The organism is Streptomyces ferrugineus, assembly GCF_015160855.1.
Taxonomy (GTDB): Bacteria; Actinomycetota; Actinomycetes; order Streptomycetales; family Streptomycetaceae; genus Streptomyces; species Streptomyces ferrugineus.
Genome location: NZ_CP063373.1, coordinates 2,945,073 through 2,971,528, shown reverse-complemented (window position 1 = coordinate 2,971,528; position 26,456 = coordinate 2,945,073). Strand labels below are relative to the sequence as shown.

The window sequence follows — 26,456 nt, the reverse complement described above, 5'->3', positions numbered from 1 at the left end:
TCAAGCGTCCCAGAGCGCGCCGAGGGTCAGCAGGTCCCCCCGGTACTCGATCCGGTCCGCCCACTCGGTGGGCCAGGCGTCGGCCCCCAGGTAGGCGCCCGCGAACGCGCCGGCCAGGCATGCGATCGAGTCCGAGTCGCCGGAGGTGCAGGCGGCCCGGCGCAGGGCCGTCAGCGGCTCGTCGACGAACCACAGGAAGCACAGCAGACCCGTGGCCATGGCCTCCTCCGCGATCCAGCCCTCGCCCGTCGCCCGGCACGGGTCGGTCTCGGGCGAGGCGGTGCGCACGGCCTGCTGGAGCCGGTCCAGGATCGCCAGGCACTCGTCCCAGCCGCGCGCGATGAAGTGCTCGGGCGTCGGGTCCTGGCCGCGCGTCCACAGGTCGCCGAGCCAGCGCTCGTGGTAGTGGCTGCGGTTCTCGTAGGCGTACGACCGCAGCAGCCCGACCAGTCCGGTCGGCTCGGCGCCCTGTGCGAGGAGGCGTACGGCGTGCGCGGTCAGGTCGGAGGCGGCGAGCGCCGTCGGGTGCCCGTGGGTGAGGGCGGACTGCAACTGGGCGGCGCCCGCGCGCTGTTCGTCGCTCAGGCCGGGGACCAGGCCGATGGGCGCGACGCGCATGTTGGCGCCGCAGCCCTTGGAGCCGATCTGGCTTGCGTCCTGCCAGGGCAGGTCGGTGCGCTCCAACAGATCGCAGGCCCTGAGGCAGGTGTTGCCCGGGGCCCGGTTGTTCTCGGGTGAGCGGTTCCAGGCGATGAACTCCGCCCGCACCGGCTCCACCATCGCGCCGGGCCCGAGCACCCCCAGGTCCATCGCCGTCCGCAGCCCCTTGCCCAGCGCCAGCGTCATCTGCGTGTCGTCGGTGACGATCGCCGGCGTCGGCAGTTCCATCTCGCGCCATGGCCCGCACTTGGCGAGGATCGACGGCACGTCGTTGAACTCGGTCGGGAAACCGAGGGCGTCCCCGAGGGCGAGGCCGAGCAGGGAGCCGGTGGCGGCGCGCTTGCGGACGGTGGTCGTGGTCATGCGGGGCGTCCTTCCGGGGTGGGCCGCAGCAGGGGCGGGTGGAGGGTGGTGGCGGTGCCGGCGCGGTACAGCGCGGCCGGTTTGCCGCGGCCGCCGGTGAGCCGGGCGGCGCCGGGCACGGGTTCGACGAAGCCCGGCGTGGCGAGCACCTTGCGGCGGAAGTTGGGCCGGTCGAGGGCGGTGCCCCACACCACCTCGTAGACGTGCTGCAGCTCGCCGAGCGTGAACCGGTCCGGGCAGAAGGCGGTGGCGAGACTGGAGTACTCCAGCTTGGCGCCGACCCGTCCATGGGCGTCGGCCAGGATCCGGTCGTGGTCGAAGGCGAGCGGCCCCGCCTCGTCGTACGGCACCCAGCGCGCCTGCGCCGCGTCGCTGCCGCCGTGCGGTTCGGGCGGATGGGGCAGCAGTGCGGTGAAGGCGACGGTCACGACCCGCATCCGGGGGTCGCGCTCGGGCTCGCTGTAGGTGCGCAGCTGCTCCAGATGCAGCCCCGACACATCCGACAGGCCGGTCTCCTCGGCGAGTTCGCGCCGGGCGGCCGTCTCCGCCGACTCGTCGGGCTGCACGAAGCCGCCGGGCAGCGCCCAGCGCCCCTTGAACGGCTCCTGTCCGCGCTCGACGAGCAGGACGTGCAGGACGCCGTCGAGGATCGTGAGGACGGCGAGGTCGGCGGTGACGGCGAAGGGTTCATGCGCGTACTTGTCGTAGCCGGTCTTTTCGTAGCCGGTCTTTTCGTCGTCCATGCGAACCCACCCCCTTAATAGTCAGTACGACTATAAAAGGGGTGGGTCCCCTGCCACAACCCCTAGGGCCGGCGCGGCGCGAACGCCGCCACCCCTGCCCCCACGGCCGCCGCGCCCGCGCTCACCCACAGCGCGGCGCCGGCGCCGTCGATGAAGCTCTCCGGCGAGCCGTAGCCGCCGTACGTGGTGAACACGGCCGCGGCGACGGCGACCCCGAAGACGCCGCCCAGCTCGCGCAGCGCGTTGTTGACGCCGGCCGCGACACCCGCGTCGCCCAGCGGGACGGACGAGGTCACGGCGTTGGCCACGCTCGGGAACACCATGGAGATGCCGACGCCCGCGACGATCAGCGGGGCGACGAGGCGGCCGTATCCGACGCCGGGTTCCAGCTGCCAGGCCAGCAGGGCGAGACCGGTCGCCTGGAGCGCCAGGCCGCCCAGCATGAACGGCCGGTTCCCGAACCGGTCGGCGAGCGCCCCGGCGATCGGCGCGATCAGCAGGGGCGTGGCGTTCCAGACCAGGATCCGCACGCCCGCCTCCAGCGGGGAGTGGCCCAGGCCGATCTGGAAGAGCTGCGTGATCATGAACAGGGCGCCCAGCAGCGAGGCGAACAGGAGGAAGCCGGAGGCGTTGGCGGTGGAGAAGCCGCGCCGCCGGAAGTGGGACAGCGGCAGCATCGGATAGCGGGCGCCGCTTCGCTCCCAGCCCAGGAAGGCCGCGACGAACACGACTCCGACGGCCAGCGCGGTCAGCACCTCGGCGCTCCCCCACCCGGCCTCGGGCGCGCGCACCGGCGCCCAGGCCAGGCCCGTCAGGCCCACGGCCGCCAACGCCAGCCCGACCAGGTCGAGTTGGGGGCGGGTGCCGTAGCTCTCGCGCAGCCTGGTGGCGGCCAGGGGCAGCATGGCGAGCCCGAGGGGCACGTTCAGCCAGAAGATCCACTGCCAGGACAGCCCTTCGGTGACGGCCCCGCCCAGCACCGGCCCGGCGGCCACGCCGAGCCCGGTCACGCCACCCCACATCCCGATGGCGACGCCCCGCTTCTCCGCCGGGAACGCCTCGCTGATGAGCGTCAGCGTGAGCGGCAGCAGTACGGCGGCCCCGGCGCCCTGCAGCACGCGCGCGCCGATGAGCTGGCCGGGGCCCTGGGCGAGGGCCGCCGCGGCCGAGGCGAGGGTGAAGACGGCGAGGCCCACGACGTACATCCGGCGTCGGCCGAACCGGTCGCCGAGGGCGGCGCCGGTCAGGGTGAGGCAGGCGAAGACCAGGTTGTAGGCGTTGATCGTCCACTCCAGCTCGGACAGGCTCGCCCCGAAGTCGGCCCGCAGGGCGGGCAGCGCGGTCGCGACGACCACGACGTCGAGGGAGCACAGCAGCGCGCCGAGCCCGGCGAGGGCGACGGTCCACACCCGGTGTGCCGGCGTCGGTCCGGCGGGCGGGGTGCGCAGAGGTGGGGCCTTGAGGGTCTCGGTCATGACGATGCCTTCCGTGAGATCACCAGGGGTCACTCACGGAAGGCAGACCAGGCTCACCGCGGAAAGGAATCGCGGCGGCCCAGGAAGCCCAGCAGCCGCACGTCGGCACGCGCGCGTGGCGGCACCACGACCGGCGCGGCGAAGCGCACCCCGCGGTCCTCCTCCGCGACCACGCACCGGGCGACGCTCAGCAGCTCGGCCGCGAGCGCGACCGGGATGGGCCGGGGCCGGCCGCAGGCCTGGGCGACGTCCCACCCGTGCACGGCGATCTCCACGGCCCCCACGGCCCCCATCACCCGCACGTCCAGCGGCCGCTCCCCCACCAGCGTCGAGGGGGGCGGCCCGGCGGCCCAGGCGCCGAGCACCGCGCACGCGCGCGTACGGAAGCCACAGGCGCGGTCGGCACGCGGGAACAGCTCGATCCGGCCGCCCGTCAGCCCCTCGTACAGCGCCTCCAGCGAGTCGTCGAGGTGATCGAGCAGCTCCCCCAGGTCCCACTCGGCGCAGGGCGTGTCCCGCCCGAGGCCCGCGGGCCCGACCTCGGCGACGCTGCCCAGCGCATAGGCCAGCGAACGTTCCAGCAGTTCCCCGGAGTTCACGGCATCTCCTTCGGCAGCCCGAACCGGACCAGTACCTCCGGATCGAGGAAGGCGGTGATCCGGGCCACCGAGCCCGCCGCCACGGTCAGCACCTGCACGGAGTGGCCGCGGAAGACCCCGTCCGCGTCGCGTACGTACATCGCCGCGGCCGGCTGCCCGTTCGCGCGCGTGCGCAGCATCCGCAGGGTGCCCTTCTCGTGCACCCGCGCGCGCAGGAACCGCAGCACGTCCTTCCTGCCGCTGTACCACTCCAGGTAGGGCGGCATCTCCAGCTCGACGCCGTCCTGGAGGAGGCCGATCAGCGTGTCGACGTCGGCGTTCTCGAAGGCGGCCACGTACCGGTCGAGCACCTCGCGGTCGGCTGCGCCCTCGGGCTCCTCGACGAGATCCTCGTCCGGCGCCACCTCGTCGAGGCGGGCACGCGCGCGTTGGAGGCTGCTCTTCACGGCCGCCGTGGAGGTGCCGAGCAGCGCGGCCACCTCGGGCGCCCGCCAGGCCAGCACGTCCCGCAGGATCAGCACGGCCCGCTGCCGCGCGGGCAGGTGCTGCAGCGCCGCGACCAGTGCCAGGCGCAGGCTCCCGCGCGCCGCGACGACGCTCGCCGGGTCGAGCAGCGCGTCGGGCAGCGGCTGGAGCCACGGAACGTCCGCCGCAGAGGCCCTCAGCGGCTCCTCAGGCGCCTGGGAGGGCCCGCCCAGCCCCCGAGGGCAGCGGGCGTCGCGCGCGGCCCCCCAGCGCCGTCAGACACGTGTTGGTGGCGATCCGGTGCAGCCAGGTCCGCAGGGAGGCCCGGCCCTCGTAGCCGCCGTAGGACCGCCAGGCCCGCAGATACGTCTCCTGCACCAGATCCTCGGCCTCGTCGACCGAGCCCAGCATGCGGTAGCAGTGCGCGAGCAGCTCCCGCCGGTACGGATCCGTCAGCCGTACGAACTCGTCGCGGTCCGCAGTGGTCGTACTCATCCCCGCTCCCTCCGTCACCCATACAGACCGGCGGAGCGGCGAAAACGAATCGGCCGGGCCCGGAGGGATTCCGGGCCCGGCCGACGCACCGGGCTTCGGGCTTCGGGCTTCCTAGAGGTCGACCTCCTGCATCAGCATCCCGACCTCGGTGTTCGACAGCCGCCGCAGCCAGCCCGACTTCTGGTCGCCCAGGGTGATCGGCCCGAAGGCGACGCGCACCAGCTTGTCGACGGGGAAGCCGGCCTCCGCGAGCATGCGGCGCACGATGTGCTTGCGGCCCTCGTGCAGGGTGACCTCGACCAGGTAGTTCTTGCCGGTCTGCTCGACGACCCGGAAGTGGTCCGCGCGCGCGTAGCCGTCCTCGAGCTGGATGCCGTCCTTGAGCCTCTTGCCCAGGTCGCGCGGGATCGGGCCCACGATGTGCGCGAGGTAGGTCTTCTTCACGCCGTACTTGGGGTGGGTCAGCCGGTGGGCCAGCTCGCCGTGGTTGGTGAGCAGGATGACGCCCTCGGTCTCGGTGTCCAGCCGGCCGACGTGGAAGAGCCGGGTCTCGCGGTTGGTGACGTAGTCCCCGAGGCACTGCCGGCCCTCGGGGTCCTCCATGGTCGAGACGACACCGGCGGGCTTGTTGAGCGAGAAGAACTGGTACGACTGCGTGGCGACGGTCAGCCCGTCGACCTTGATCTCGTCCTTCTCGGGGTCGACGCGCAGGCCCTGCTCGACGACGATCTCGCCGTTGACCTCGACCCGGGCCTCGTCGATCAGCTCCTCGCAGGCGCGCCGGGAGCCGTAACCGGCCCGCGCGAGCACCTTCTGCAGCCGCTCGCCCTCCTGCTCGGCGCCCGGGGAGGTCTTGGGCGGCTTGACGTCCTTCTTGCCGGCGTAGCGCTCGCGGTTGCGCTCCTCGGCCCGCGCCTCGTACTCACGGGAGCGCGAGGGCGCCGTACGCCCGCGTCCGCCGCCCTGCTGCTGGGACTGCTTGGGCCCGCCCTTGGCGCCGCCGCGCGCGGAGGCGCCGCGTCCCGACTTCGGGCCGTCCTTGGTCGCCCCGGGGCCCACGTCGTAGCGGCGCTCCTCGGGACGGGGCTTGCGGGGACGGCCACCCTGGCCGCCCTGCTTCTGGTCCCTGTTGTTGCCGGCACCGCGGTAGTTACCGCGTCCGCCGCTCTTGCCGCTGCCGCTGCTTCGCATCAAAGTTCCGTCTGGTCGTCTACGTCGTCGGTACCCCGGCCGACCGGGGTGTCCGGACCGTCATCGGGAGCGTCCGGGTCGAACGACGGCACCCCCTCCTGGGTCTCGGCCTCGATCGCCTCCGCCTCCGGGAGGAAGGGCGCGAGCTCCGGGAGCTCGTCCAGACCGCGCAGGCCCATCCGCTCCAGGAAGTAGTTCGTCGTCCTGTACAGGATCGCACCTGTTTCGGGTTCCGTGCCCTCCTCCTCGATCAGCCCGCGCTGCAGGAGGGTGCGCATGACACCGTCGCAGTTCACTCCGCGCACGGCCGAGACCCTGCTGCGGCTGACCGGCTGCCGGTACGCGACCACGGCCAGCGTCTCCAGGGCGGCCTGGGTGAGCCGGGCGGTCTGCCCCTCCAGCACGAGGCGCTCCACGGCCGCGGCGTACTCGGGGCGGGTGTAGAAGCGCCAGCCGCCCGCGACGAACCGCAGCTCGAAGCCGCGGCCCTGCGCGAGGTAGTCGTCGGCGAGCTCCCTGAGGGCCTTGGCGATCTGCCGCTTGGGCCGCTCCAGCAGCTTCGCGAGATGCTCCTCGGTCGCGGGCTCGTCCACGACCATCAGCATCGCCTCCAGGGCGGGCTTGAGGTCGAGGTCCGCGACGCCGCGCAGCCCGGCCGGAAGCTCGGTGGTCTCCTCACTCACGCCTTCTTCTCCTCCTTGGGCTGCTCGGGCGGCCGGTCGAACTCGTCGGTCACCAGGGGCGCGTCATCCCCGTCCCCACCGGTCCAGCGCACGAGAAGCTCACCGAGCGCGGTCTCCTGGTCGAGAGCGACGGCCTTCTCGCGGTACAGCTCCAGCAGCGCCAGAAATCGCGCTACGACGGTGAGGGTGTCGTCGGTGTCCCGGACGAGGTCCTGGAAACTGGCCTCCCCCAGCTCCTTCAACCTGGCGACGACGATTCCCGCCTGCTCCTGCACGCTCACCAGCGGCGCGTGGATGTGATCGACGTAGACCTGCGGCTTCGGCTTGGGCTGCATCGCCTTCACCGCGAGCTTGGCGAATCCTTCCGCCCCGATGCTGATGACGACCTCGGGCAACAGCTCGGCATGATGCGGTTCGAGCCCGACGGTCCGCGGATAGCGCCGGGCCTCGTCGTCCAGCCGCCGGCTGAAGATGTCGGCGATCTGCTTGTACGCCCGGTACTGCAGCAGCCGCGCGAACAACAGGTCCCGGGCTTCGAGGAGGGCCAGGTCGGCCTCGTCCTCCACCTCGGCGGACGGCAGCAGCCGGGCCGCCTTGAGATCGAGCAGGGTCGCCGCGACGACGAGGAACTCGGTCGTCTCGTCCAGGTCCCAGTCCGGCCCCATCGCCCTGATGTACGCCATGAACTCGTCGGTCACCTTGGACAACGCGACTTCGGTGACGTCGAGCTTGTGCTTGGAGATCAACTGGAGGAGGAGATCGAAGGGCCCCTCGAAGTTGGACAGCCGAACCTTGAAGACACCGTCGTCGGGCTCTTGGGGGGCGTCGGGCTCCTGGAGGCCGTCGGGCTCTCGGGGGACGTCGGGCTCTCGGGGGACGTCGGGCTCTCGGCGGACGTCGGGCTCTTGGAGGCCGTCAGGCTTTCGGGAGTCGTCGCCCTCCGGCTGGTCGGCCGTCGGCTCTTCCGGTTCCGCAGCGGGCGGCTCCGCATCGTCGCCGCCGCCGTTGTGGGCAGGCGTTCCGCTGGGGGTCCCCCCAGGCCCTTCAGGCACTGGGGGAGGAACGGGTGAGCACAACGGCCCACCGGGCTCAGCCGGGGACTCGACCTCAGCCACCGACGGGCTCTCCGCAGGAGGCGAGGAAACCGGCTCAACCGACGAAGCCACAGGCGCCGCCCCCGGCCCTCGGCCCAGAGCACGCCGCCGACCGGCTGCTGCGCCGGAGGCCGAGGCGGGAACGTCGTTCGAGGTCATGGCCCCCGCAGGCTACCGCTACCGCCCGCGAAGCCGTCGTACGAGGATGCTGGCGTCTCCTCGGGTCTCCAGATCCGCGAGCACCACGGCCACCGCTTCCCGGACAATCCGCCCGCGGTCGACGGCCAGGCCATGCTCGCCACGCAGCACCAGACGGGCGTGCTCCAGATCCATGAGCTCCTCGGCGGAGACGTACACGGTGATCTTCTCGTCGTGCCGTTCGCGCCCACTGGGCCGACGCGTCCCGCCCCGCCCCCGCTTGCGCGGCGCGGCGCCGGACGCGGCAGAGGCGGCGGGCCCGGACGCCGCGGCACCGCCGGAGGCATTCGCGGCAGAACCTTCCTGCGCCCCCTGACGTCGCCCGGAACGCTCCGCCGCAGCCGACCGGCTGCGCGACTCACCGGCGTCGGCCGACTCCGCGTCGGCCGCCGCATGTTCCGCGCCGTCGCCGTCACCGCCCTGCACGGGCACCGACTGCGGCGCGTCCTCGGCGGCAGCGGCGGCGTCGCTCTCCCCCGCGGGAGCCGGCACCCGGGCCTCGCCGTTGGCCGGGCGCCGGGGAGTGGACGGCTGGAGCGCCATACCCCCTGTCGTGCGGAACAGTTCGTCGGCCCCCGGCAGACTCACTCGGCGTGACACCGGGCGAGCACCTCCCTGGCGAGCTGGCGGTAGGCGGCGGCACCGACGGAGTTGGAGGCGTAGGTGGTGATCGGCTCGCCGGCGACCGTGGTCTCCGGGAAGCGGACCGTGCGCCCGATGACCGTGTGGTAGACGTGGTCGTCGAACGCCTCGACGACACGCGCGAGCACCTCACGGCTGTGCACGGTGCGCGAGTCGTACATCGTGGCGAGGATGCCGTCGAGCTCCAGCTCCGGGTTGAGCCGCTCCTGGACCTTCTCGATGGTCTCGGTCAGCAGCGCCACACCACGCAGCGCGAAGAACTCGCACTCCAGCGGCACGATCACCTTGTGGGCGGCCGTCAGCGCGTTCACCGTGAGCAGGCCGAGCGAGGGCTGGCAGTCGATCACGATGAAGTCGTAGTCGGGCAGCAGCGGCTTCAGGGCGCGCTGCAGCGTCGACTCGCGCGCGACCTCGCTGACCAGCTGGACCTCGGCGGCCGACAGGTCGATGTTGCTCGGCAGCAGGTCCATGTTGGGCACCGCCGTCTTCAGGAGCACCTCGTCCGCCGACATGCCCCGCTCCATGAGCAGGTTGTAGACGGTGAGGTCGAGCTCCATCGGGTTGACGCCGAGACCGACCGAGAGCGCGCCCTGGGGGTCGAAGTCGACGAGCAGGACCCGGCGTCCGTATTCCGCGAGCGCAGCACCCAGGTTGATGGTCGACGTCGTCTTGCCGACGCCGCCCTTCTGGTTGCACATCGCGATGATCTTCGCGGGGCCGTGGTCCGTCAGCGGGCCCGGAATCGGGAAGTACGGCAGCGGGCGCCCGGTCGGGCCGATGCGCTCGCGGCGCTGGCGGGCAGCGTCGGGCGCGAGCGTGGCCGCGTACTCGGGGTCGGGCTCGTACTCCGCGTCGGGGTCGTAGAAGTGCCCTTCGGGCAGTTCGTCGTAGTCGGCGAAGTGGTTGTGGGGCGCGCCACTTCCGTCGCCGGCCATGGCGTTCACGTGATGGCCATCCATGCTCATGTGTGCTGGCTGGGTCACCGCTTGGGGGGTCGGGTGACTCTGGTGGGCTGCGAAGGTGCGCACCGCGACGGAGCCGACAGCCTCGAACCCCGTGGGGCCCTGGCCCCGTACCGGCATTCCTGGTTGACCACCCCCGGGAGAAAATGTCGACTCATTCACAAGTCGTCTTACCTCCTTGGTGACCAGGAAACTTCTAGACAGGTCAGCGTGGCACCATGCCGACGGTTGGCGACTCTATGGCGTGTCGGCGGTCCGCAGCAACACAATCCGCCGGACCGGGCAGATGTGTCGACAATGAAACATCGCGCTGTCAAGGGCGTACGGCCGTCGCACAGCAGGTTTCACCGGTGTGCGAATCGCCCGAAGGGTTGCGTTCGAGGCGAGTTGACCGAGAGTCGCAAAGTGACCATACACACATCCGGCCGGACCTTTTCGGGCAAGGTCCGGCCGGGTGTGTACGGTTGACGACTCGTGTTGACGTATCGCCTTTACCAGAAAGTGACTTAGCCGAACGGCTCAGCCGAGCAGTGATTCGAGCTCCACGTGCTCCAGTCCGTGCGCCTCCGCGACCTCCCGGTAAACCACCTTGCCGTCATGCGTGTTGAGGCCCCTGGCCAGCGCCGGGTCACGGCGCAGCGCCTCGACCCAGCCCTTGTTCGCGAGCTCGACGATGTAGGGCAGCGTGGCGTTGGTGAGCGCGTAGGTGGAGGTGTTGGGCACCGCGCCGGGCATGTTGGCGACGCAGTAGAAGACCGAGTTGTGGACCGGGAAGGTCGGCTCGGCGTGGGTCGTCGGGCGGGAGTCCTCGAAGCAGCCGCCCTGGTCGATCGCGATGTCGACAAGGACACTTCCCGGCTTCATCCGGGAGACCAGCTCGTTGGTGACCAGCTTCGGGGCCTTGGCGCCCGGGATCAGGACGGCGCCGATGACGAGGTCGGCCTCGAGGCAGGCCTTCTCCAGCTCGAAGGCGTTGGAGACGACGGTCTGGATCTTCGTGCCGAAGATCTTGTCCGCCTCCTTGAGCTTGTTGATGTCCTTGTCGAGCAGGGTGACGTGGAAGCCCATGCCGATGGCGATCTGCGCGGCGTTCCAGCCGGAGACGCCACCGCCGATGACGACGGCCCGGCCGGCCACCACACCCGGGACACCGCCGGGCAGCACACCGCGCCCGCCGTTGGCGGCCATCAGGTGGTAGGCGCCGACCTGCGGGGCCAGGCGTCCGGCGACCTCGGACATCGGGGCGAGCAGCGGCAGGGCCCGGGAGGGCAGCTCGACGGTCTCGTAGGCGATGGCCGTGGTGCCGGACTCGACGAGGGCGTCCGTGCACTCCCTGGAGGCGGCCAGGTGCAGATAGGTGAAGAGCGTCTGGTCCTTGCGGAGGCGGTGGTACTCCTCGGCGATGGGCTCCTTGACCTTCAGCAGCAGGTCGGCGGTGGCCCACACCTCGTCGGCGGTGCCGAGGATCCGGGCGCCCGCGGCGACGTACTCCTCGTCCGGAATCGACGAGCCGACACCGGCGCCCTGCTCGATGACTACCTGGTGGCCGTGGCGCACCAGCTCGTGCACGCCGGCAGGGGTGATGGCCACCCGGAACTCGTTGTTCTTGACCTCGCGGGGGATGCCGACCTTCACGTCGATCACGGTCCTTGGCTCAGAGGGTGTGGGGCATTACAAGACATACCCAGGCATGCGCGGGCACACCGGGAGACACCGCAGGAGAAGGTGCGGCAGAGCCAGTCTAATGAAGGTGTTCCCGCTGTCTAGCCTTTCATTGCATCAATCTTCGATGGATGCACTACGGATTTCGCAGGCACTAGGCTCCGGTTCCGGCTCGAAAACCTCTTGCTGGGGCCCAGACTCGGTCTCATCGGGGCCCTCGGGCTCCTCCCCCAGCATCCGCTGGGCCGCGCCCCGGTGCAGCTGCGCCGCCGCGGGATCGCCGAGGCGGTCCAGGGTGTCGGCGAGCCGCAGATACAGGGCGCCCTGCAGCCGTGGGTCCTCGGCGCGCCGCGCCCAGTCCACCGCCTCCTGGCAGGTGCGCAGCGACTCCTCGGGCCGCCCGGCGTACTCCTGGACCCGGGCCAGCTCGCTCAACGCCCGCGCGTGGCCCGCGACATCGCCGTTCTTGCGGTGCCCGGAGACCGCGGCCCGCCAGTTCCGCTGCGCCTCGCCGTAGCGGCCCGCGTAGGTGTGCGCCTCGGCGATCCGGCCGTACAGCCGGGCGGCGTCCGCCCGCTCGGCCCGGGCCAGCCGCTGGGCGAGCGCGCGCCCGAACCAGTCGGCCGCCCGGTCGTAGTCACCGAGCTCTAGGTGGGCGCCGCCTACGGATTCCATCGCACGGCCGGCCGCGTACGGGTCGTTTCCGTCCCGTCCGGCGTCCAGCGCGGCCCGAAAACGCGCCAGTGCCTCCCGGGTGCGCCCGGTCCGGGCGTCGAGGTCGCCGAGGTTCAGCAGGGCCGCGGCCTTCTCTCGGGGCAGGTTCCGGCGCTCGGCCACATCGAGGACCAGGCTGTGGACGTCGTACAGCTCGGGGGCCGCGGCCTGGGTGCCGAAATGCGTGACCAGGGCCCTGACCAGCTGGGACATCAGGCGTCTGGCGAGGGTGTCCAGCTCCCCGTCGGCGACCGCCGCACGGGCCGAGGCCAGCAGGGCGGGCCTGCGGATGTCGAGCCAGTCCGCGGCGGCCCGGGGGTTGGGGAAGCGCAGGGCGCGCGGCATGCCGAGGAGTTTCTGCCGGGTCTCGGGGCTGTCGGTCTCGGTGATCGTCCGGCAGGACTGCAGCAGCCGTACGGTCCGCTCCAGCATCCGGGCGCGGGCGAGCTGCAGCTCGGAGGGGCGGTCCTGGGTCTCGGTGAGGGACGTCAGGAGCGGGTGCAGACAGGCCGGGACCTCGTACTGGGGCAGCGGCGAGTCGACGGCGTGCAGCAGGCCGAGGGCGACGAAGTCGTCCAGGGTGGTGTGGGCGCCGTCCACCGAGCAGCCGGCCAGCGCGGAGGCGGTGTGCGGGTCGACGAGGCCGCCGGGGGCGAGGGAGAGCAGCCGCAGTATGCGGGCGGCTGGGGTCGGCAGACCGGCGTAGGCGAGGCGGAAGACCCGGCTGAGCGGGGTGCCCTCCTCGCCCTCGGCGCGCAGGTGCTTGGCGAGGTCGGCGACGGCGGCCTTGGGCCGGGCGGCGAGCCAGCCGCCGGCCAGCATCAGCGCGGCGGGCTGCCCCTGGCACACCTCGACCAGGCCCTCGGCGGCCCTCGGGTCGACGGTGATGCGGACCGAGCCGGCGTGCCGGGACAGCAGCTCCACGGCCGACTTGGTGTCGAGGCCGCCGAGCGTGCAGGGCCTGACGTCCGAGATCCCGGTCAGCGGACCGCCGGAGACGGCGACGGCCAGGCACTCCGGGCTGTCCGGCAGCAGGGCGTCGACCTGGCCGGCCTCGGCCGCGTCGTCGAGCAGCAGCAGGACCCGGCGGTCGGCGAGGGCCTCGCGCAGCGCCGCGGTCAGGTCGTCCTCGGCGGCGCCGGGCGGGGTCGGCCGGTCCAGGGCGACGAGCAGTTCGCGGGCGGTGCGCCCGACGGGGACGGGGGTGCCGTCGGGGTCGGTGAGCCGGGCGCGCAGCACGCCGTCCGCATAGCGGTCCGCCACCTGGCGTGCCAGCTCCTCGGCGAGCGCGGTGCGGCCCGAGCCGGGGCGGCCCGCGATGAGCAGCACGCGCGCGCGTGGCGCCTTGCGGCCGGAGAGGGTGTCCAGGCCCGCGCGCTCGATGTCGGCGCGGAGCTCCTTCAATTCGCGGGTGCGGCCGAGGAATTGGTGCGCGTCCAAGGTCCGTGCCGACGCCTGCACGCCGTCTGTGTCCACCACCTGATCCGTCACGGGCCACGCTCCCGTCCCACGCACACGCAAGCCCGCCGGGACTCCGGCCAGGGCCATTCCAGAGCCTAGTTCACGCTCTGCGACGATCCGGGCGCAGCACGGCGGACACATCCCCCGACCGGATCAGCAGATGGTAGGACCGGCACCATCAATCGGGCGTCACGGCAACGCCCTCAGGGGCGCGGGGAACTGCGCGACCGACCACGACGACGCCGCAGCCGCACGACGACCGCCGCGGCACTTCCTTGGTCGTCGCCCCTCCCAGCGGAGCGCTCACGCCTCGAACGGCCGCGCCGGCCACGCCGCCTCCGCCGACCGCAACCCGCCAAGACCGCCGGAGGCCCGCGCGGCGACCAGCGACAGCACACCGACGACAAGGCAGTTGTTGTGCAGCTCGCCCGCGAGCACGGCCCGGGCCAGCTCGTCGACCGGCACGCGCGCGTGCTCCAGGTCGGCCTCCTCGTCCTCCACCTCGAAGCGCTCTCCGTCGGCCTCGGACAGATCGCGGGCGAGGAAGATCCGTACGGCCTCGTCGCAGCCGCCGGGGGTGGTGTAGACGTCGGTCAGCACCCGCCAGTCCTCGGCCTTGACGTGCGCCTCCTCGTACAGCTCGCGCTGGGCGGCGTGCAGCGGGTTCTCGCCGGGGACGTCCAGCAGGCCGGCCGGGATCTCCCACAGCTTCTGCCGCACCGGGTGGCGGTACTGCCGGATGAGCAGGACCCGGTCCTCCTCGTCGAGGGCGAGGACGGCCACCGAGCCGGGGTGGACCTGGTAGTCGCGCCGTACGACCGAACCGTCGGGCATGACCACGTCGTCCGTGCGGACGGAGGTCTTGTTGCCCACGAAGGGGGTGTCCGTCGCCCGGATCTCCCACTCCTCGGGGGTGTCCTTGATCGTCATGCCCTGCCCTTCCACACGCTTTCAAAAAGAGCCCGCCACAGGAAAACCGGGGCGCCACCCTTTGAAGGTTTGCACCCCGGCCACCGTACAACTGGTGTGTTACTTCGAATTCTTGCGCTCGACCGAGGCCTTCACGAGGCCCGCGAACAGCGGGTGCGGGCGCGTCGGGCGCGAGCGCAGCTCGGGGTGGGCCTGCGTGGCCACCAGGTAGGGGTGGACCTCGCGCGGGTACTCCACGTACTCGACGAGCTTGCCGTCGGGCGACGTGCCGGAGAACTGGATGCCCGCCTTCTTCTCCAGCTCCGCGCGGTAGGCGTTGTTGACCTCGTACCGGTGACGGTGCCGCTCCTCGACGTACTCCTTGCCGTCGTACACCTCGCGCACGATGGAGCCCTCGGCCAGCTTGGCCGGGTACATGCCGAGCCGCATGGTGCCGCCCATATCGCCCTCACCGGCGACGATGTCGAGCTGCTCGGCCATGGTGGAGATGACCGGGTGGGAGGTGGCCGGGTCGAACTCGGTGGAGTTGGCGTCGGAGATGTCGGCGAGGTGGCGGGCCGCCTCGATCACGATGCACTGCAGGCCCAGGCACAGGCCGAGCAGCGGGATCCTGTTCTCGCGGGCGTACTTGATCGCGCCGACCTTGCCGAGCACACCGCGGTCGCCGAAGCCGCCCGGGATGCAGATGCCGTCCACGTCGGCGAGCTGCTGCTTGGCGCCGGCCGGGGTCTTGCAGTCGTCGGAGGTGACCCACTTGATCTTCACGCGGGCCTTGTTGGCGAAGCCGCCCGCGCGCAGCGCCTCGGTGACCGAGAGGTAGGCGTCGGGCAGGTCGATGTACTTGCCGACCAGCGCGAGGGTGATCTCGTGGTCGGGGTTGTGGACGCGGTCGAGCAGGTCGTCCCAGGTCGTCCAGTCCACGTCGCGGAACGGCAGGTCCAGCTTGCGGACGACATAGGCGTCCAGGCCCTCGCCGTGCACTGTCTTCGGGATGTCGTAGATGGAGCGGGCGTCGGGGCAGGCGACCACGGCGGCCTCGTCGACGTCGCACATCAGGGAGATCTTGCGCTTGATCGCGGTGGGCACCTCACGGTCGCAGCGCAGCACGATCGCGTCTGGCTGAATACCGATGTTCCGCAGGGCCGCAACCGAGTGCTGGGTCGGCTTCGTCTTCAGCTCTCCCGAGGGTCCGATGTAGGGCAGGAGGGAGATATGGACCACAAAGACGTTGTCCCGGCCGACCTCGTGCCGGACCTGGCGGACGGTCTCCAGGAACGGCAGCGACTCGATGTCGCCGACCGTGCCGCCGACCTCCGTGATCACGACGTCGACCTCGTCGGTCGCCATGCGGCGGATGCGGTGCTTGATCTCGTTGGTGATGTGCGGGATGACCTGCACGGTGTCGCCGAGGTACTCGCCGCGCCGCTCCTTGGCGATCACGGTCGAGTACACCTGGCCGGTGGTGACGTTCGCCGAGCCGTCCAGATCGCGGTCGAGGAACCGCTCGTAGTGGCCGATGTCCAGATCGGTCTCGGCGCCGTCGTTGGTGACGAACACCTCACCGTGCTGGAAGGGGTTCATCGTGCCAGGGTCGACATTGAGGTACGGGTCCAGCTTCTGCATCACCACACGCAGACCCCGTGCCTTGAGCAGCATGCCGAGGCTGGAGGCCGTCAGGCCCTTGCCGAGCGAGGAGGCGACACCCCCGGTGACGAAGATGTGCTTGGTCGTCGTGGCTGCATTGCGTCGAAAAGCAGCGGGCGGCATGGCCAAAGGGGGGCTCCCGTGGTCGCGATCTTGAAGTGCGGTTCGGGGGTCTTCACGCCCACCGGTCCACGGGCTACCAGGGTATCAGCGACCGAGGGCGATGGCTTCCGGCCACGCTCCGCACATGAGCGGGCACGGATCCGCACGCTCTGCGGGCTTCCCACCCATCGGTCACCCTTTGCTCACCCGTTCGGCCGACCCGGGTTGCCCGGAGCGGCACACAGATCATCTACGTGCGTCGTATCCTGCTCGGACATTCGCTGCCGAGCCCGGCCGGCCAACACGGCACCACCCCCGCCCGTCGCACCCGGAACAACGAGAGCTCGTCAGTTCGTTGAGCAGAGATTGTTGAGAACAGACTGGCGTTTTGCCTCACGGCGGAAACGACTGCTTTGCTTCATCGCTCAACGACGTATTACAACCACCCCTTGACCGCACTAGCGAGAGCCCCCTTGTTGTCAGAAGGGGGTGACGTGGCCGTTCGACTGGAGTTGCACGTGGCCGGGCGCATCGAAGACTACGCACTCATCGGAGACATGCAGACCGCCGCACTGGTCTGCCGGGACGGCACGGTGGACTGGCTGTGCCTGCCCCGCTTCGACTCGCATGCCATCTTCGCCGGCCTGCTGGGCACCGAGGAACACGGCTTCTGGCGGCTCGGCCCCGCACACGCCTCCGACTCCCCACCGCCCACCGCGGCCCGGCGCAGCTACCGCGGCGACTCCCTGATCCTGGAGTCCGAGTGGGACACGCCACGCGGCACGGTCCGGGTGATCGACTTCATGCCCCCGCGTGACGGCGCGCCCCAGCTGATCCGCATCGTGGAGGGCGTCTCGGGCCGGGTGCCGATGCGCTCGGCCCTCAGGATGCGTTTCTCCTACGGCCGGGTCGTGCCGTGGGTGCACAAGCACGACGGGCGCACGGTCGCCGTCGCCGGCCCGGACTCGGTCTGGTACGACACCGAGCGCGAGACGTACGGCAAGTCGCTGACCACGTACTCCGACTTCACGGTCGCGCCCGGCGACCGCTACGCGTTCACCATCTCCTGGCAGCCCTCGCACAAGGAGCCGCCGCCGCTGCCGGAGCCGGAGACCTCGCTGGAGGCGACGGAGGACTTCTGGCGGGAGTGGGTCGAGCACTGCACGTACCACGGCCCCTACCGCGAGGCGGTGATCCGCTCGCTGATCACGCTGAAGGCGCTGACGTACGCCCCGACGGGCGGCATCGTCGCCGCGCCCACCACCTCGCTGCCGGAGGAGATCGGCGGCGTGCGCAACTGGGACTACCGCTACACCTGGCTGCGCGACGCGGCGATCACCCTGTCCTCGCTGCTGCGCACCGGCTACCGCGAGGAGGCCCGCTCCTGGCGGGAGTGGCTGCTGCGGGCGGTCGCGGGCGACCCGGAGAACCTGCAGATCATGTACGGCATCGCCGGCGAGCGCGAGCTGGGCGAGGCCGAGCTGGACTGGCTGCCCGGCTACGAGAGCTCCGCGCCGGTGCGGGTCGGCAACGGCGCCGCGCACCAGCTCCAGCTCGACGTGTACGGCGAGGTCACCGAGGCCCTGCACCTGGCGCACATGACGGGCCTGGCCCGCAACGACTACGCCTCCCTGCTCCAGCTCAAGCTCATCCGCTACCTGGAGGACCACTGGCAGGAGCCGGACGAGGGCATCTGGGAGGTGCGCGGCCCGCGCCGCCACTTCGTGCACTCCAAGGTGATGGCCTGGGTCGCCGTCGACCGCACCATCAAGCTGATCGAGTCCGGTGACGCGGACGGCCCGCTGGAGCGCTGGAAGGAACTGCGCGACGAGATCCACCGGGACGTGTGCGAGAAGGGCTACGACAAGGAGCGCAACACCTTCACGCAGTCGTACGGCTCCAAGGAACTGGACGCCTCGCTGCTGCTGATCCCGCAGATGGGCTTCCTGCCGCCGGACGACAAGCGCGTCATCGGCACCATCGAGGCGATCCAGCGCGAGCTGTCCACCTCGGACGGCTTCATCCTGCGCTACCCCACGGAGGGCGAGAGCACCGGCGTCGACGGCCTCCCCGGCGACGAGGGCGCCTTCCTCGCCTGCTCGTTCTGGATGGCGGACGACCTGGCGATGATCGGCCGCGTCGACGAGGCCCGCAAGCTGTTCGAGAAGCTGCTGTCGCTGCGCAACGACCTCGGTCTGCTGGCCGAGGAGTGGGACCCGCGCCTGCAGCGCCAGGTCGGCAACTTCCCGCAGGCCTTCAGCCACGTCCCGCTGATCGACACGGCCCTGCGGCTGACGGCGTCCGGCGCATACGGCGGCTGAACAGGACGGACGTGACGCGCCTGCCTAGCCTGGAAGGAAGCGATCGCCCCTTGTCGGAAGGGGGCTGCCATGGCTTCCCACTCGAAGGCGGGCGCGGCCCTCGCCGCGTTGCGCGAGGATCTCGCCGGTGATGTGTTCGCCCCCGGGGACGTCGGTTACGACGACGCCCGGGTGGTCTTCAACACCATGATCGACCGTCGTCCTGCGGTGATCGCCCAGTGCGTGGACGAGGACGACGTCGTACGGGCCGTGCGCTTCGGCCGCGAGCTGGACCTCAACATCGCGGTCCGCGGCGGCGGGCACAGCGTGGCGGGCATGGCGCTGAACGACAACGGTCTGGTCGTCGACCTGCGCCATATGCGCGCGGTCACCGTCCACCCCGCGGCCGAGGCGGTACGGATCGCGGGCGGCGCCACGATGAGCGACCTGGACCGCGCCACCCAGCCGTACGGCCTGGCCACCACCGGCGGCCGGGCCTCGACCACCGGAGTCGGCGGCTTCGTCCTCGGCGGCGGCACGGGCTGGCTGGACCGCTGGTGCGGGCTCGCCGTGGACAATCTGCTCGGCGTGGAGCTGGTCACCGCCGACGGCAGCCGGGTCCACGCGAACGCGGACGAGAACCCCGACCTGTTCTGGGCCCTGCACGGGGGCGGCGGCAACTTCGGCATCGCCACCGCGCTCACGCTGAAGCTGCACGAGCTGCCCGAGTTCGCCGTCGCGCTGCTGCTGTTCCGGCCGGAGTCCGGACCCGATGCCGTGCGCACCTTCCGCGACGTGATCGAGTCCGGCCCCGACGAGGTGAGCGGCGGGGTGCTGTACTTCACCGGGCCGCCCGAGGAGTTCGTACCGCCGTCCCTGGTCGGCGCGCGGGTGTGCGGTGTGCTGATGACGTACGCCGGTGCCGAGCAGGACATGCGCAAGTACGCCGAACCGCTGCTGGCGCTGGAGCACGAGGCGGAGATCGTCGGAGCCATGCCGTACGCCGACGTGCAGTGCATGATCGACGACCCGCCCGGCATGCGGCACTACTGGTCGGCGGAGTACCTGACGGGCGCGCCGGACGACCTCGTCGACGTCTACTGCGCGGCCGGGCGGTCCGTGCCGGTGCCGACCGGCACCCAGCACGTGCTGCTGCCGCAGGGCGGCGCCATCGCCGCGGGACCGCACGAGTACCCGGTGCCCTACCGGGACGCGCCCTGGGCGGTGCATCCCTACGGCATGTGGCAGGACCCGGCGGACGACGAGCGGTGCGTGCGGTGGGTGCGTGACGTGCGCGCCGAGGTCCGGCCGTGGAGCAGCGGCGCGGTCTATCTGAACTTCATCGGCGACGAGGGCGCGGAGCGGGTGGTGGCCGGTCTGGGTGCCGAGAACACGCGAAGGCTCGCGGATCTCAAGCGCCGCTACGACCCGGACAACGTCTTCCGGTTCAACCACAACATCAGGCCGGCCTGAGCGCGGTCAGCGTCCGCTCCCCGCCCGGGTCGCCCGCCGTCGCCGGGACGAGGGCGATCTCGTCGAGCCCGGCCGCGGCGTACTCCTCGGCACGCGCGCGTACCGCGTCCCGGTCACCCACCAGCCCGACCATGCCGGCCGCCTCGGCGGGCAGCGCCCGGGCCAACGTCGCGGCGTCGGCTCCGGTGCGGGCCAGCTCGACCGCCTCCCCGAACCCGGCCGCCTCGAACATGTCGCTGTAGCCGGGCACCGTGAGATACCCGGCGATGCTCCCCAGGACCTGTGTGAGGGAGGCGGGGCCGGGATCGACGGCGGCGGGCAGCCAGGCCGCCAGGGTCGGCGGCGACGAACGGCCGGCGCGCTCGACGGCCGCGTCGAGCTTGGCCCGCAGCATGCGCACCTGTTCCGGCGAGACGAGGTCGAGCAGCATCCGGTCGGCGTGCGCGGCCGCCGTGGCGATGGCGCGGTCCCCGAACGCCGCCACGGTGAGCGGACCGCCGGGCGGCTCCAGACGGCGCCGGAAGCTGCTGCCGGGGACCACCGGTTCGCCGGGCTCGCCGTGCAGGAAGCCGCGTACGGCCGCCGCCGAGACCTCCATCGCCGCCGCGGGCCGCACCCGCGGCACCCCGTGCACGCCCTCCACCACCCGCTTGCTGGACGTCCCCAGCGCCACCCCGACCGGCCGCCCGGTGACGGCCGCGACCGACGCGGCACCCCGCGCGATCCCGAACGGCTCGCGCACCGACACCGCCACCGGGCCGGCCGTCAGCGCGACCCGCTCGGTGGCCCGCCCGATCGCCGTGGCGAGCACGAAGGAGTCCCACGTCGGCCCCTCCCCCGCCCACACCTCGCGATATCCGAGCCGGTCGGCGACCACCGCCACCCGCAACGGCTCCTCCACCGCGCTGTCGTCCTCCCGTGCCACCGCAACCACGCTGTAGTCCATGCCGACGCCGCTACCCCGGGCCCCGCCCCCATGAACACGTTCGGAGATGTCGGGCGACCCCGCGCACGGGTAGCGTCCGGCTCATGGACAGCGCTACGAACAGCGGATTCGACACCCACGGCGCCGGGATCACGGTACGGCGGGCGCTGGAGCTGCCCGGTCTGCGCAGCGGGCTGCCCGAGATACTCGCGGGTGCCGACCGGCTGGAGCGGACCGTGCGCTGGGTGCACGCGGGTGAGGTGCCCAACATCGCCTCCCTGCTCAAGGGCGGGGAGCTGATGCTGACCACGGGCTACGGCCTCGGCAACCGCCCCGCCGACCAGCGCGCGTTCGTGCGCACCCTGGCCGAGCGCGGTATCGCGGCCCTGGTCATCGAGCTCGGCACGCGCTTCACCCGGCTGCCCTCGGCCCTGGTCGACACGGCGCGCACGGCCGGTCTCCCGCTCGTCCAGCTACATCGCCAGGTCGCCTTCGTGACGGTCACCGAGGAGATCCACACCGAGATCGTCAACGGCCACTACGCGCTGCTGCAACGGGCGGAGGAGGTGCACCGCCGCTGCACCGAGGCCCTGCTCGGCGGCGGCGGAGTGCCCCAAGTGCTGGGCATCCTGGCGGACTTCAGCGGCAACCCGGTCTTCCTGGAGGCGACCGACGGCCGGCTCCTGTACGCCGCCGGGGCCGGCCCCGAGGGCGCGGACCCGTTGCAGGTGTGGGAGGGGCTGCGGGGGCCGCACAAGGACGCGCCGCCGCCCGCGGGCTCGGTGCTGGTGGATGTGCCGGGCGGCGGCCAGGGAGCGGGGTCGGTCCGGGCCCGGCTCGCCCTGCTGCCCGTGCGGGGTCCGCTCGCGCCCGTGCACCGGATCGCCGCCGAACGGGCCGCCGGCATCCTCGCCGTGGTGCTGATGCAGGCGCGCCAGGAGGAGGAGCTGGCGGCACGCGGCCGCGGCGACTTCCTGACCGACCTCGCGGAAGGCCGTATCGCCGCCGAGGACGCCCCCGCGCAGGCGCGCGTCCTGGGCTTCAAGCCGGGTGACAGCCCGCTGCTGCCGGTCGTGATGCGGCTCGGGGACGCGCCGGCCCCGGACGGGGGTTGGGCGGTGCTGGCGCGTGCCGTCGGCGAGGAGCTGGCCTCCGTGGGAGTTCCGGTCCTGCTGGGCGTGCGCCCTGTCGAGGGGCGCGTCCCGCTGCTGGTGGGCCTGCGGGCGGAGGCGGAGCGAGAGGCGGTCGCGGACCGGGTCGCGGCGGCGCTGCGGGCGGGCGTGGAGCGGGCCGGGGTCCAGCGGCCGGGGGCGCGGCCGCCGGTCGTGGTCGTCGGGGTCGCGGGCGGCTGGGCGGCGGCCTCGGCGGGCCTCAGGCACGCGGCCGAGACGGCGACGGCGGCGCAGGGCCTGTCGGACCGCCCCTGGTACGACGCCCGCCGCCTGGACATCGACCTGCTGCTGTGGCGGCTGCGCGACCATCCCGACCTCGCGGCCTTCGTGGACCGCGCGATCGGCCCGGTGCGCGACCACGACGACCGGTCCCGGCCGCCCCTGCTGCCCACCCTGGAGACGTACTTGGCGCACGCGGGCCGCAAAGCGGAGACGGCCCGTGAGCTGCACCTCAACCGGCAGACGCTCTACAACCGCCTCGCCCGCATCGGCGAGTTGCTCGGCACCGACCTCGACGACCCGCAGACGGTGCTGGCGTTGAGCCTGGCACTGCGGGCACGCAGGCATGTCACCTAGCGGCCGCCTAGATCATGGGCTGCGGCTGCGTCAACTCGTCGTAGACACTGAGCACTTGGGCCACGGTCTCGTCCTCGGTCGGCCAGGTCGCCGCCTGCCGCACACCCCGCTCCCGCAGGAAGTCCTGTCGCTCGGGGTCGCCGAGCAGGCGTACGACGGCGTCGGCGAGGGCGTCCGGGTCGCCGTACGGGACGAGTTCGGCGGCGTCGCCGAGGAGTTCCGGCAGGCCTCCCACGTCGGTGGCGACGAGCGGCACGCGCGCGTGGAGGGCCTCCTGCGCGAGGAGGGACCGCGACTCCCAACTGCTGGGCAGCAGCGCGATGTCGGCGGCGGCGAGGAGTTCGCTGACGTCGTCGCGCCGCCCGATGAGCCGCACGGGCAGCTCCTCGTCCTCGATACGGCGCTGAAGGTCGGCCCGTAGCGCCCCCTCCCCCGCGATCACCACCAGCGGCACGGGATCGAGCCGGCGCCACGCGCGCGAGGCGTCGAGCAGCACGTCGTATCCGCGATGCCGCTCCAGCGAGCCGACGGCGATGAGCAACGGCCGCCCGGTGGAGCCGAGTTCGGCGCGCACCTTGGGCCGCAGCCGGTCGGAGTCGTCCTGCTCGACGGGGCGGCGCCGGCCGGGCAGCGCGACGGCGGCGAGCCGTGCGTCCCGGGCACCGGTCCTGCGGGCCCGGTCGACCAGGGCCGAGGTGGTTCCGAGGACGACGGAGGCGGCCTTGACGACCCGCCGCTCCAACAGCCGCACGAGATGGGCGCGGGCGCCCTCGGCGTGGGCCCGGTCGTGCCAGGTGACGACGAGCGGGGTGCGCCGCCCGCTCAGTGCCAGCACCGCGCGGAAGGAGGCGTGCAGCCCGTGCGCGTGCACGAGGTCGGCGTCCGCGCACACCGCCCGCAGCGTGGCCACGGAGGCGGGATCGCTGCTGCGCGGCACATGCACATGTTCGGCGCCGGCACCCGTGAAGTCGTAGAGGTGATCGGCCTCGACGGGGGCGCACACCGTGACCCGCACGCCCCGCGCCACCAGCCCCGAGGCCAGCGATCGCACATGCGCGCTACTGCCGGCGTTGCCGCCGCCCAGCACCTGCACGGTGCGCAGCGACGACTGGCCGTGCGGTGAGTGGCTGCTCACGGGGGTCACGTGGCCGGGGCTCCTGGTCGTGGGTGGGACGGTCACGAAGAACGTACAGAAGGATCGGGCGGAGGGGGTGTACCGCGCGGATCCCTACGCGTACGACGTGTGTACGCCAAGGATGCCAGGACGCACGGCCGTTCCGGGAACGCCGGGAGGGCGGAGGGCGGGCAACTCGGCGGCCGGAGTCACCTGCAAGAGTGAGCCCGGGTGGCGATGGTGCACGAACACGCGCGCGTGGCGCACATCACCGACCCGCTCCGCGCGCGGCCTCGCTCACTTGGTCGCCGTACACCGCCGCGGCCACGACGGCCGCGGCGTGCGCGACCAGCCCCGCACGCCGGTTCCCCGCGACGACGGCGGCGCCCAGGGCCGCGCCCAGCGCATGCGCCCCGGTGTCGCCGATCATCACCCGTTCCCCGAGGTCGTCGGGCAGCACTGCCGCTGCGGCGCCCATGGCGGTGGCGGCGACCTCGGCGCCGGGCCCTCGGCGCAGCAGCCCCGGCGCGCCGAGGGCGAGCACCGTCGCGGCGGCCCTGCCCGGCCGTACGTCGACGAGATTGACGAAGTGGGCAGCCCCGGCGATGACCACGCCCGCGAGCAGCTTGTCCAGGGGCCGCTCCTTCAGGAACGCCCCCGCGAGCAGCCCGGCGGCCGAGATCCCGAACAACTTCACGGCCCCGCTGGTGACTTCCCCGCCGCGCAGGGCACCGAGATGCGCCCGGAACCCGCTGCGCGGATCACCGGCCCCGGCGACGTCGTCGTACGCCCCGCAGATCCCCGCGACGGCCACCGCGACCCCGGCGGCGGGCGACACCCGCCCGGCCCCGACCGCTACGGCCAGCGCCGAGGCGGGACCGGCGTACAACTCCACGCTCCGCCCGGCGTGGTTCTTCCGCTCCCAGCGGTCACGGCCGCCTGGGGCCTTGGCGCGCAGGGCGCCGGCGGCGACGCGGGTGAGGGCGGCGGAGAGGCCGAAGGAGACGGCTGGCTTGATCATCCGGACACCCTACGGCCCCCGGACTCGGGCCTACACGTCCGCCCGAGCCGTCTCCAGCAGTTCCTCCGCATGCGCCCGGGCGGTCTCGGAGTCCTCCTGCCCCGCCAGCATCCGAGAAAGCTCCCGGACCCGCTCCTCGCCCTCCAGGACCTTCACTCCGGACCGGGTGACCGACCCGTCGTTGGTCTTCTCGACGAGCAACTGCCGGTCGGCGAAGGCGGCCACCTGCGGCAGGTGGGTCACCACGACCACCTGCGCGGACTTGGCCAGCCGGGCGAGCCGCCGGCCGATCTCCACGGCCGCCTTGCCGCCGACGCCTGCGTCGACCTCGTCGAAGAGATACGTCGGCACGGGATCGGTCCCGGCGAACACAACCTCGACGGCGAGCATCACGCGCGAGAGCTCACCGCCGGACGCGCCCTTGGCGATCGGCCGGGGCGGCGCCCCCGGGTGCGGGGCGAGCAGCAGCTCGACCTCGTCCACGCCCGACGGCCCGTAGGCGACGGGGCGACCGCCGACCTCCACACCGTCCGGGTCCTCGGTCTGCCGGATGGCGAAGGACACGCGCGCGTGCGGCATCGCCAGGGACGCCAGCTCCGCGGTCACGGCCGCCGCGAACCGCTCGGCGGCCTCGGTGCGCGCATCGGTCAGCGCCTGCGCAAGCCCGCCCAGCTCGGTCCGCAGCGCGTCCCGCTCGGCGGTCAGCTCCCCGATCCGGTCGTCGTCGCTGTCCAGCTCGGTCAGCCGGGTGCCGCCCTCCTCGGCCCAGGCGAGCACGGCGGCGATGTTCTCGCCGTACTTGCGTGTGAGCCCGTTCAGCGCGGCCCGCCGCTCCTCGACGGCCGCGAGCCGCAGGGGATCGGCGTCCAGGTCGTCGGCGTAGCCCGCCAACTCCCCGGCGACATCGCCGAGCAGGATCCCGATCTCCCCGATCCGGTCGCCGAGCGCGGCCAGCGCCGGGTCGTGCGACCGTACGGCGTCCAGCGCCCGCTGCGCACCGGCGACGAGCGTGGCCGCGTCGATGCCCTCGGGGTCCTCCGGGTTGCCGGCGAGGGCGGCGTGGGCGGCCGTGGCGGCGGACGACAGGGCCTCCGCGTGCCCGAGCCGCTCGGCCTCCTCCGCGAGTTCCACGTCCTCCCCGGCACGCGGCTCGACTCCGGCGATCTCGTCGAGTCCGAACCGCAGCATGTCGGCTTCCTGGGCCCGCTCACGCGCACGCGTGACGATCTCGTCGAGCTCGACCGACACCGCCCGCAACCGCCGGTACGCCTCGCCGTACTTGGCGAGCGGCACGGCGACGGCGTCCCCGGCGTACCGGTCGAGCGCCTGCCGCTGCCGGGACAGCTTCAGCAGGCCCTGCTGATCGGTCTGCCCGTGCACGGCCACCAGTTCGTCGGCGAGCTCGGCCAGCATCCCCACGGGCACGCTGCGCCCGCCGAGGTGCGCCCGGGACCGCCCTTCGGCGGAAACGGTACGGCTGATCAGCAGCGCCCCGTCGTCGAGCTCGGCCCCGGCCTCCTCGGCGCGCACGACGGCCGAGGTGCCCTGGGGGACGCTGATCCGCCCCTCCACGACCGCCTTCTCGGCCCCGATCCGCACGAGCGCGGCGTCCGCGCGCCCGCCGAGCAACAGCCCCAGGCTGGTGACCACCATGGTCTTGCCCGCGCCCGTCTCACCCGTGACCGCGGTGAATCCGGGCGACAGCTCGACGACCGCGTCGTCGATGACTCCGAGCGACCGTATCCGCATCTCCTCCAACACGGACACGACCTTACGAGGTGGAGCCACCCGA

The 26,456-nt window shown here is 72.5% G+C and carries 22 protein-coding genes; 3 read left to right on the top strand and 19 right to left on the bottom strand.

Annotated elements, in window-relative coordinates:
* The 15 genes from IM697_RS13560 to IM697_RS13495 all read right to left on the bottom strand — a co-directional run bounded on the left by IM697_RS13560 (nt 1) and on the right by IM697_RS13495 (nt 16,104).
* Complete coding sequence (locus IM697_RS13560; protein ID WP_194047929.1) at nt 1-1,023, bottom strand: ADP-ribosylglycohydrolase family protein; 1,023 nt, start codon at nt 1,021-1,023, stop codon at nt 1-3.
* Complete coding sequence (locus IM697_RS13555; RefSeq protein WP_194047927.1) at nt 1,020-1,766, bottom strand: NUDIX hydrolase; 747 nt, start codon at nt 1,764-1,766, stop codon at nt 1,020-1,022. The genes IM697_RS13560 and IM697_RS13555 overlap by 4 nt, the downstream gene beginning before the upstream one ends.
* 62 nt (nt 1,767-1,828) lie before the next feature.
* Complete coding sequence (locus tag IM697_RS13550; protein WP_194047925.1) at nt 1,829-3,241, bottom strand: MFS transporter; 1,413 nt, start codon at nt 3,239-3,241, stop codon at nt 1,829-1,831.
* 53 nt (nt 3,242-3,294) lie between these two features.
* Nucleotides 3,295-3,840: a TIGR03086 family metal-binding protein gene (locus IM697_RS13545; protein ID WP_194047923.1), complete on the bottom strand. Its 546-nt coding sequence runs from the start codon at nt 3,838-3,840 to the stop codon at nt 3,295-3,297.
* Nucleotides 3,837-4,505, bottom strand: a complete 669-nt coding sequence (locus tag IM697_RS13540) for an RNA polymerase subunit sigma-70 (protein ID WP_322734575.1) — start codon at nt 4,503-4,505, stop codon at nt 3,837-3,839. Before IM697_RS13540 ends, IM697_RS13545 begins: the two co-directional genes overlap by 4 nt.
* A gap of 7 nt (nt 4,506-4,512) precedes the next feature.
* Nucleotides 4,513-4,800 (bottom strand): sigma factor, encoded by a 288-nt coding sequence (locus IM697_RS45685; RefSeq protein ID WP_322734554.1) that lies wholly within the window; start codon nt 4,798-4,800, stop codon nt 4,513-4,515.
* Between the two features lie 111 nt (nt 4,801-4,911).
* Nucleotides 4,912-5,991, bottom strand: coding sequence for a pseudouridine synthase (locus tag IM697_RS13535; protein ID WP_194047921.1), 1,080 nt, complete (start codon nt 5,989-5,991; stop codon nt 4,912-4,914).
* On the bottom strand, nt 5,991-6,674 hold the full coding sequence (gene scpB / locus IM697_RS13530) for an SMC-Scp complex subunit ScpB (protein ID WP_194047919.1): 684 nt from the start codon (nt 6,672-6,674) through the stop codon (nt 5,991-5,993). Before scpB ends, IM697_RS13535 begins: the two co-directional genes overlap by 1 nt.
* Complete coding sequence (locus tag IM697_RS13525; protein ID WP_194047917.1) at nt 6,671-7,927, bottom strand: segregation and condensation protein A; 1,257 nt, start codon at nt 7,925-7,927, stop codon at nt 6,671-6,673. The genes scpB and IM697_RS13525 overlap by 4 nt, the downstream gene beginning before the upstream one ends.
* 18 nt (nt 7,928-7,945) lie before the next feature.
* On the bottom strand, nt 7,946-8,566 hold the full coding sequence (locus tag IM697_RS13520) for a hypothetical protein (RefSeq protein WP_194047915.1): 621 nt from the start codon (nt 8,564-8,566) through the stop codon (nt 7,946-7,948).
* The gene (locus tag IM697_RS13515) at nt 8,551-9,690 is read right to left on the bottom strand and encodes a ParA family protein (RefSeq protein WP_194047913.1); all 1,140 of its coding nucleotides are present in this window, start codon (nt 9,688-9,690) and stop codon (nt 8,551-8,553) included. Before IM697_RS13515 ends, IM697_RS13520 begins: the two co-directional genes overlap by 16 nt.
* A gap of 399 nt (nt 9,691-10,089) precedes the next feature.
* On the bottom strand, nt 10,090-11,214 hold the full coding sequence (ald, locus tag IM697_RS13510; RefSeq protein WP_194047911.1) for an alanine dehydrogenase: 1,125 nt from the start codon (nt 11,212-11,214) through the stop codon (nt 10,090-10,092).
* A 135-nt stretch (nt 11,215-11,349) separates the two neighbouring features.
* Nucleotides 11,350-13,437 (bottom strand): tetratricopeptide repeat protein, encoded by a 2,088-nt coding sequence (locus IM697_RS13505; protein ID WP_194047909.1) that lies wholly within the window; start codon nt 13,435-13,437, stop codon nt 11,350-11,352.
* Nucleotides 13,438-13,710: 273 nt separating this feature from the next.
* Entirely contained in the window at nt 13,711-14,337 is a 627-nt protein-coding gene (locus IM697_RS13500) for an NUDIX domain-containing protein (protein WP_194047907.1), read from the bottom strand.
* A gap of 99 nt (nt 14,338-14,436) precedes the next feature.
* Nucleotides 14,437-16,104, bottom strand: a complete 1,668-nt coding sequence (locus IM697_RS13495; protein WP_194047905.1) for a CTP synthase — start codon at nt 16,102-16,104, stop codon at nt 14,437-14,439.
* 497 nt (nt 16,105-16,601) lie between these two features.
* On the opposite strand from IM697_RS13495, the gene IM697_RS13490 reads away from it, so the two are divergent.
* Together IM697_RS13490 and IM697_RS13485 are read left to right on the top strand one after the other, a co-directional pair.
* Nucleotides 16,602-18,404 (top strand): glycoside hydrolase family 15 protein, encoded by a 1,803-nt coding sequence (locus IM697_RS13490; protein ID WP_194049700.1) that lies wholly within the window; start codon nt 16,602-16,604, stop codon nt 18,402-18,404.
* A gap of 69 nt (nt 18,405-18,473) precedes the next feature.
* Complete coding sequence (locus IM697_RS13485) at nt 18,474-19,856, top strand: FAD-binding oxidoreductase (protein WP_194047903.1); 1,383 nt, start codon at nt 18,474-18,476, stop codon at nt 19,854-19,856.
* Here IM697_RS13485 and IM697_RS13480 read toward each other — a convergent pair.
* Nucleotides 19,843-20,802, bottom strand: a complete 960-nt coding sequence (locus tag IM697_RS13480; protein WP_194047901.1) for an LLM class F420-dependent oxidoreductase — start codon at nt 20,800-20,802, stop codon at nt 19,843-19,845. The two genes, IM697_RS13485 and IM697_RS13480, sit on opposite strands and share 14 nt — an antisense overlap.
* 83 nt (nt 20,803-20,885) lie before the next feature.
* Here IM697_RS13480 and IM697_RS13475 point away from each other — a divergent pair, with 83 nt between their 5' ends.
* A complete protein-coding gene (locus IM697_RS13475) occupies nt 20,886-22,529 on the top strand; it encodes a PucR family transcriptional regulator (RefSeq protein ID WP_194047899.1) in 1,644 nt (547 codons plus the stop codon).
* A 7-nt stretch (nt 22,530-22,536) separates the two neighbouring features.
* On the opposite strand, the gene IM697_RS13470 is transcribed toward IM697_RS13475, so the two are convergent.
* From IM697_RS13470 to recN, 3 genes are all read right to left on the bottom strand, one after another.
* Nucleotides 22,537-23,673, bottom strand: coding sequence for a glycosyltransferase family 4 protein (locus tag IM697_RS13470; protein WP_194047897.1), 1,137 nt, complete (start codon nt 23,671-23,673; stop codon nt 22,537-22,539).
* Between the two features lie 238 nt (nt 23,674-23,911).
* Complete coding sequence (locus tag IM697_RS13465; RefSeq protein ID WP_194047895.1) at nt 23,912-24,664, bottom strand: hypothetical protein; 753 nt, start codon at nt 24,662-24,664, stop codon at nt 23,912-23,914.
* A gap of 30 nt (nt 24,665-24,694) precedes the next feature.
* Nucleotides 24,695-26,413 (bottom strand): DNA repair protein RecN, encoded by a 1,719-nt coding sequence (recN, locus tag IM697_RS13460; RefSeq protein WP_194049699.1) that lies wholly within the window; start codon nt 26,411-26,413, stop codon nt 24,695-24,697.
* Nucleotides 26,414-26,456: the final 43 nt, after the last annotated feature.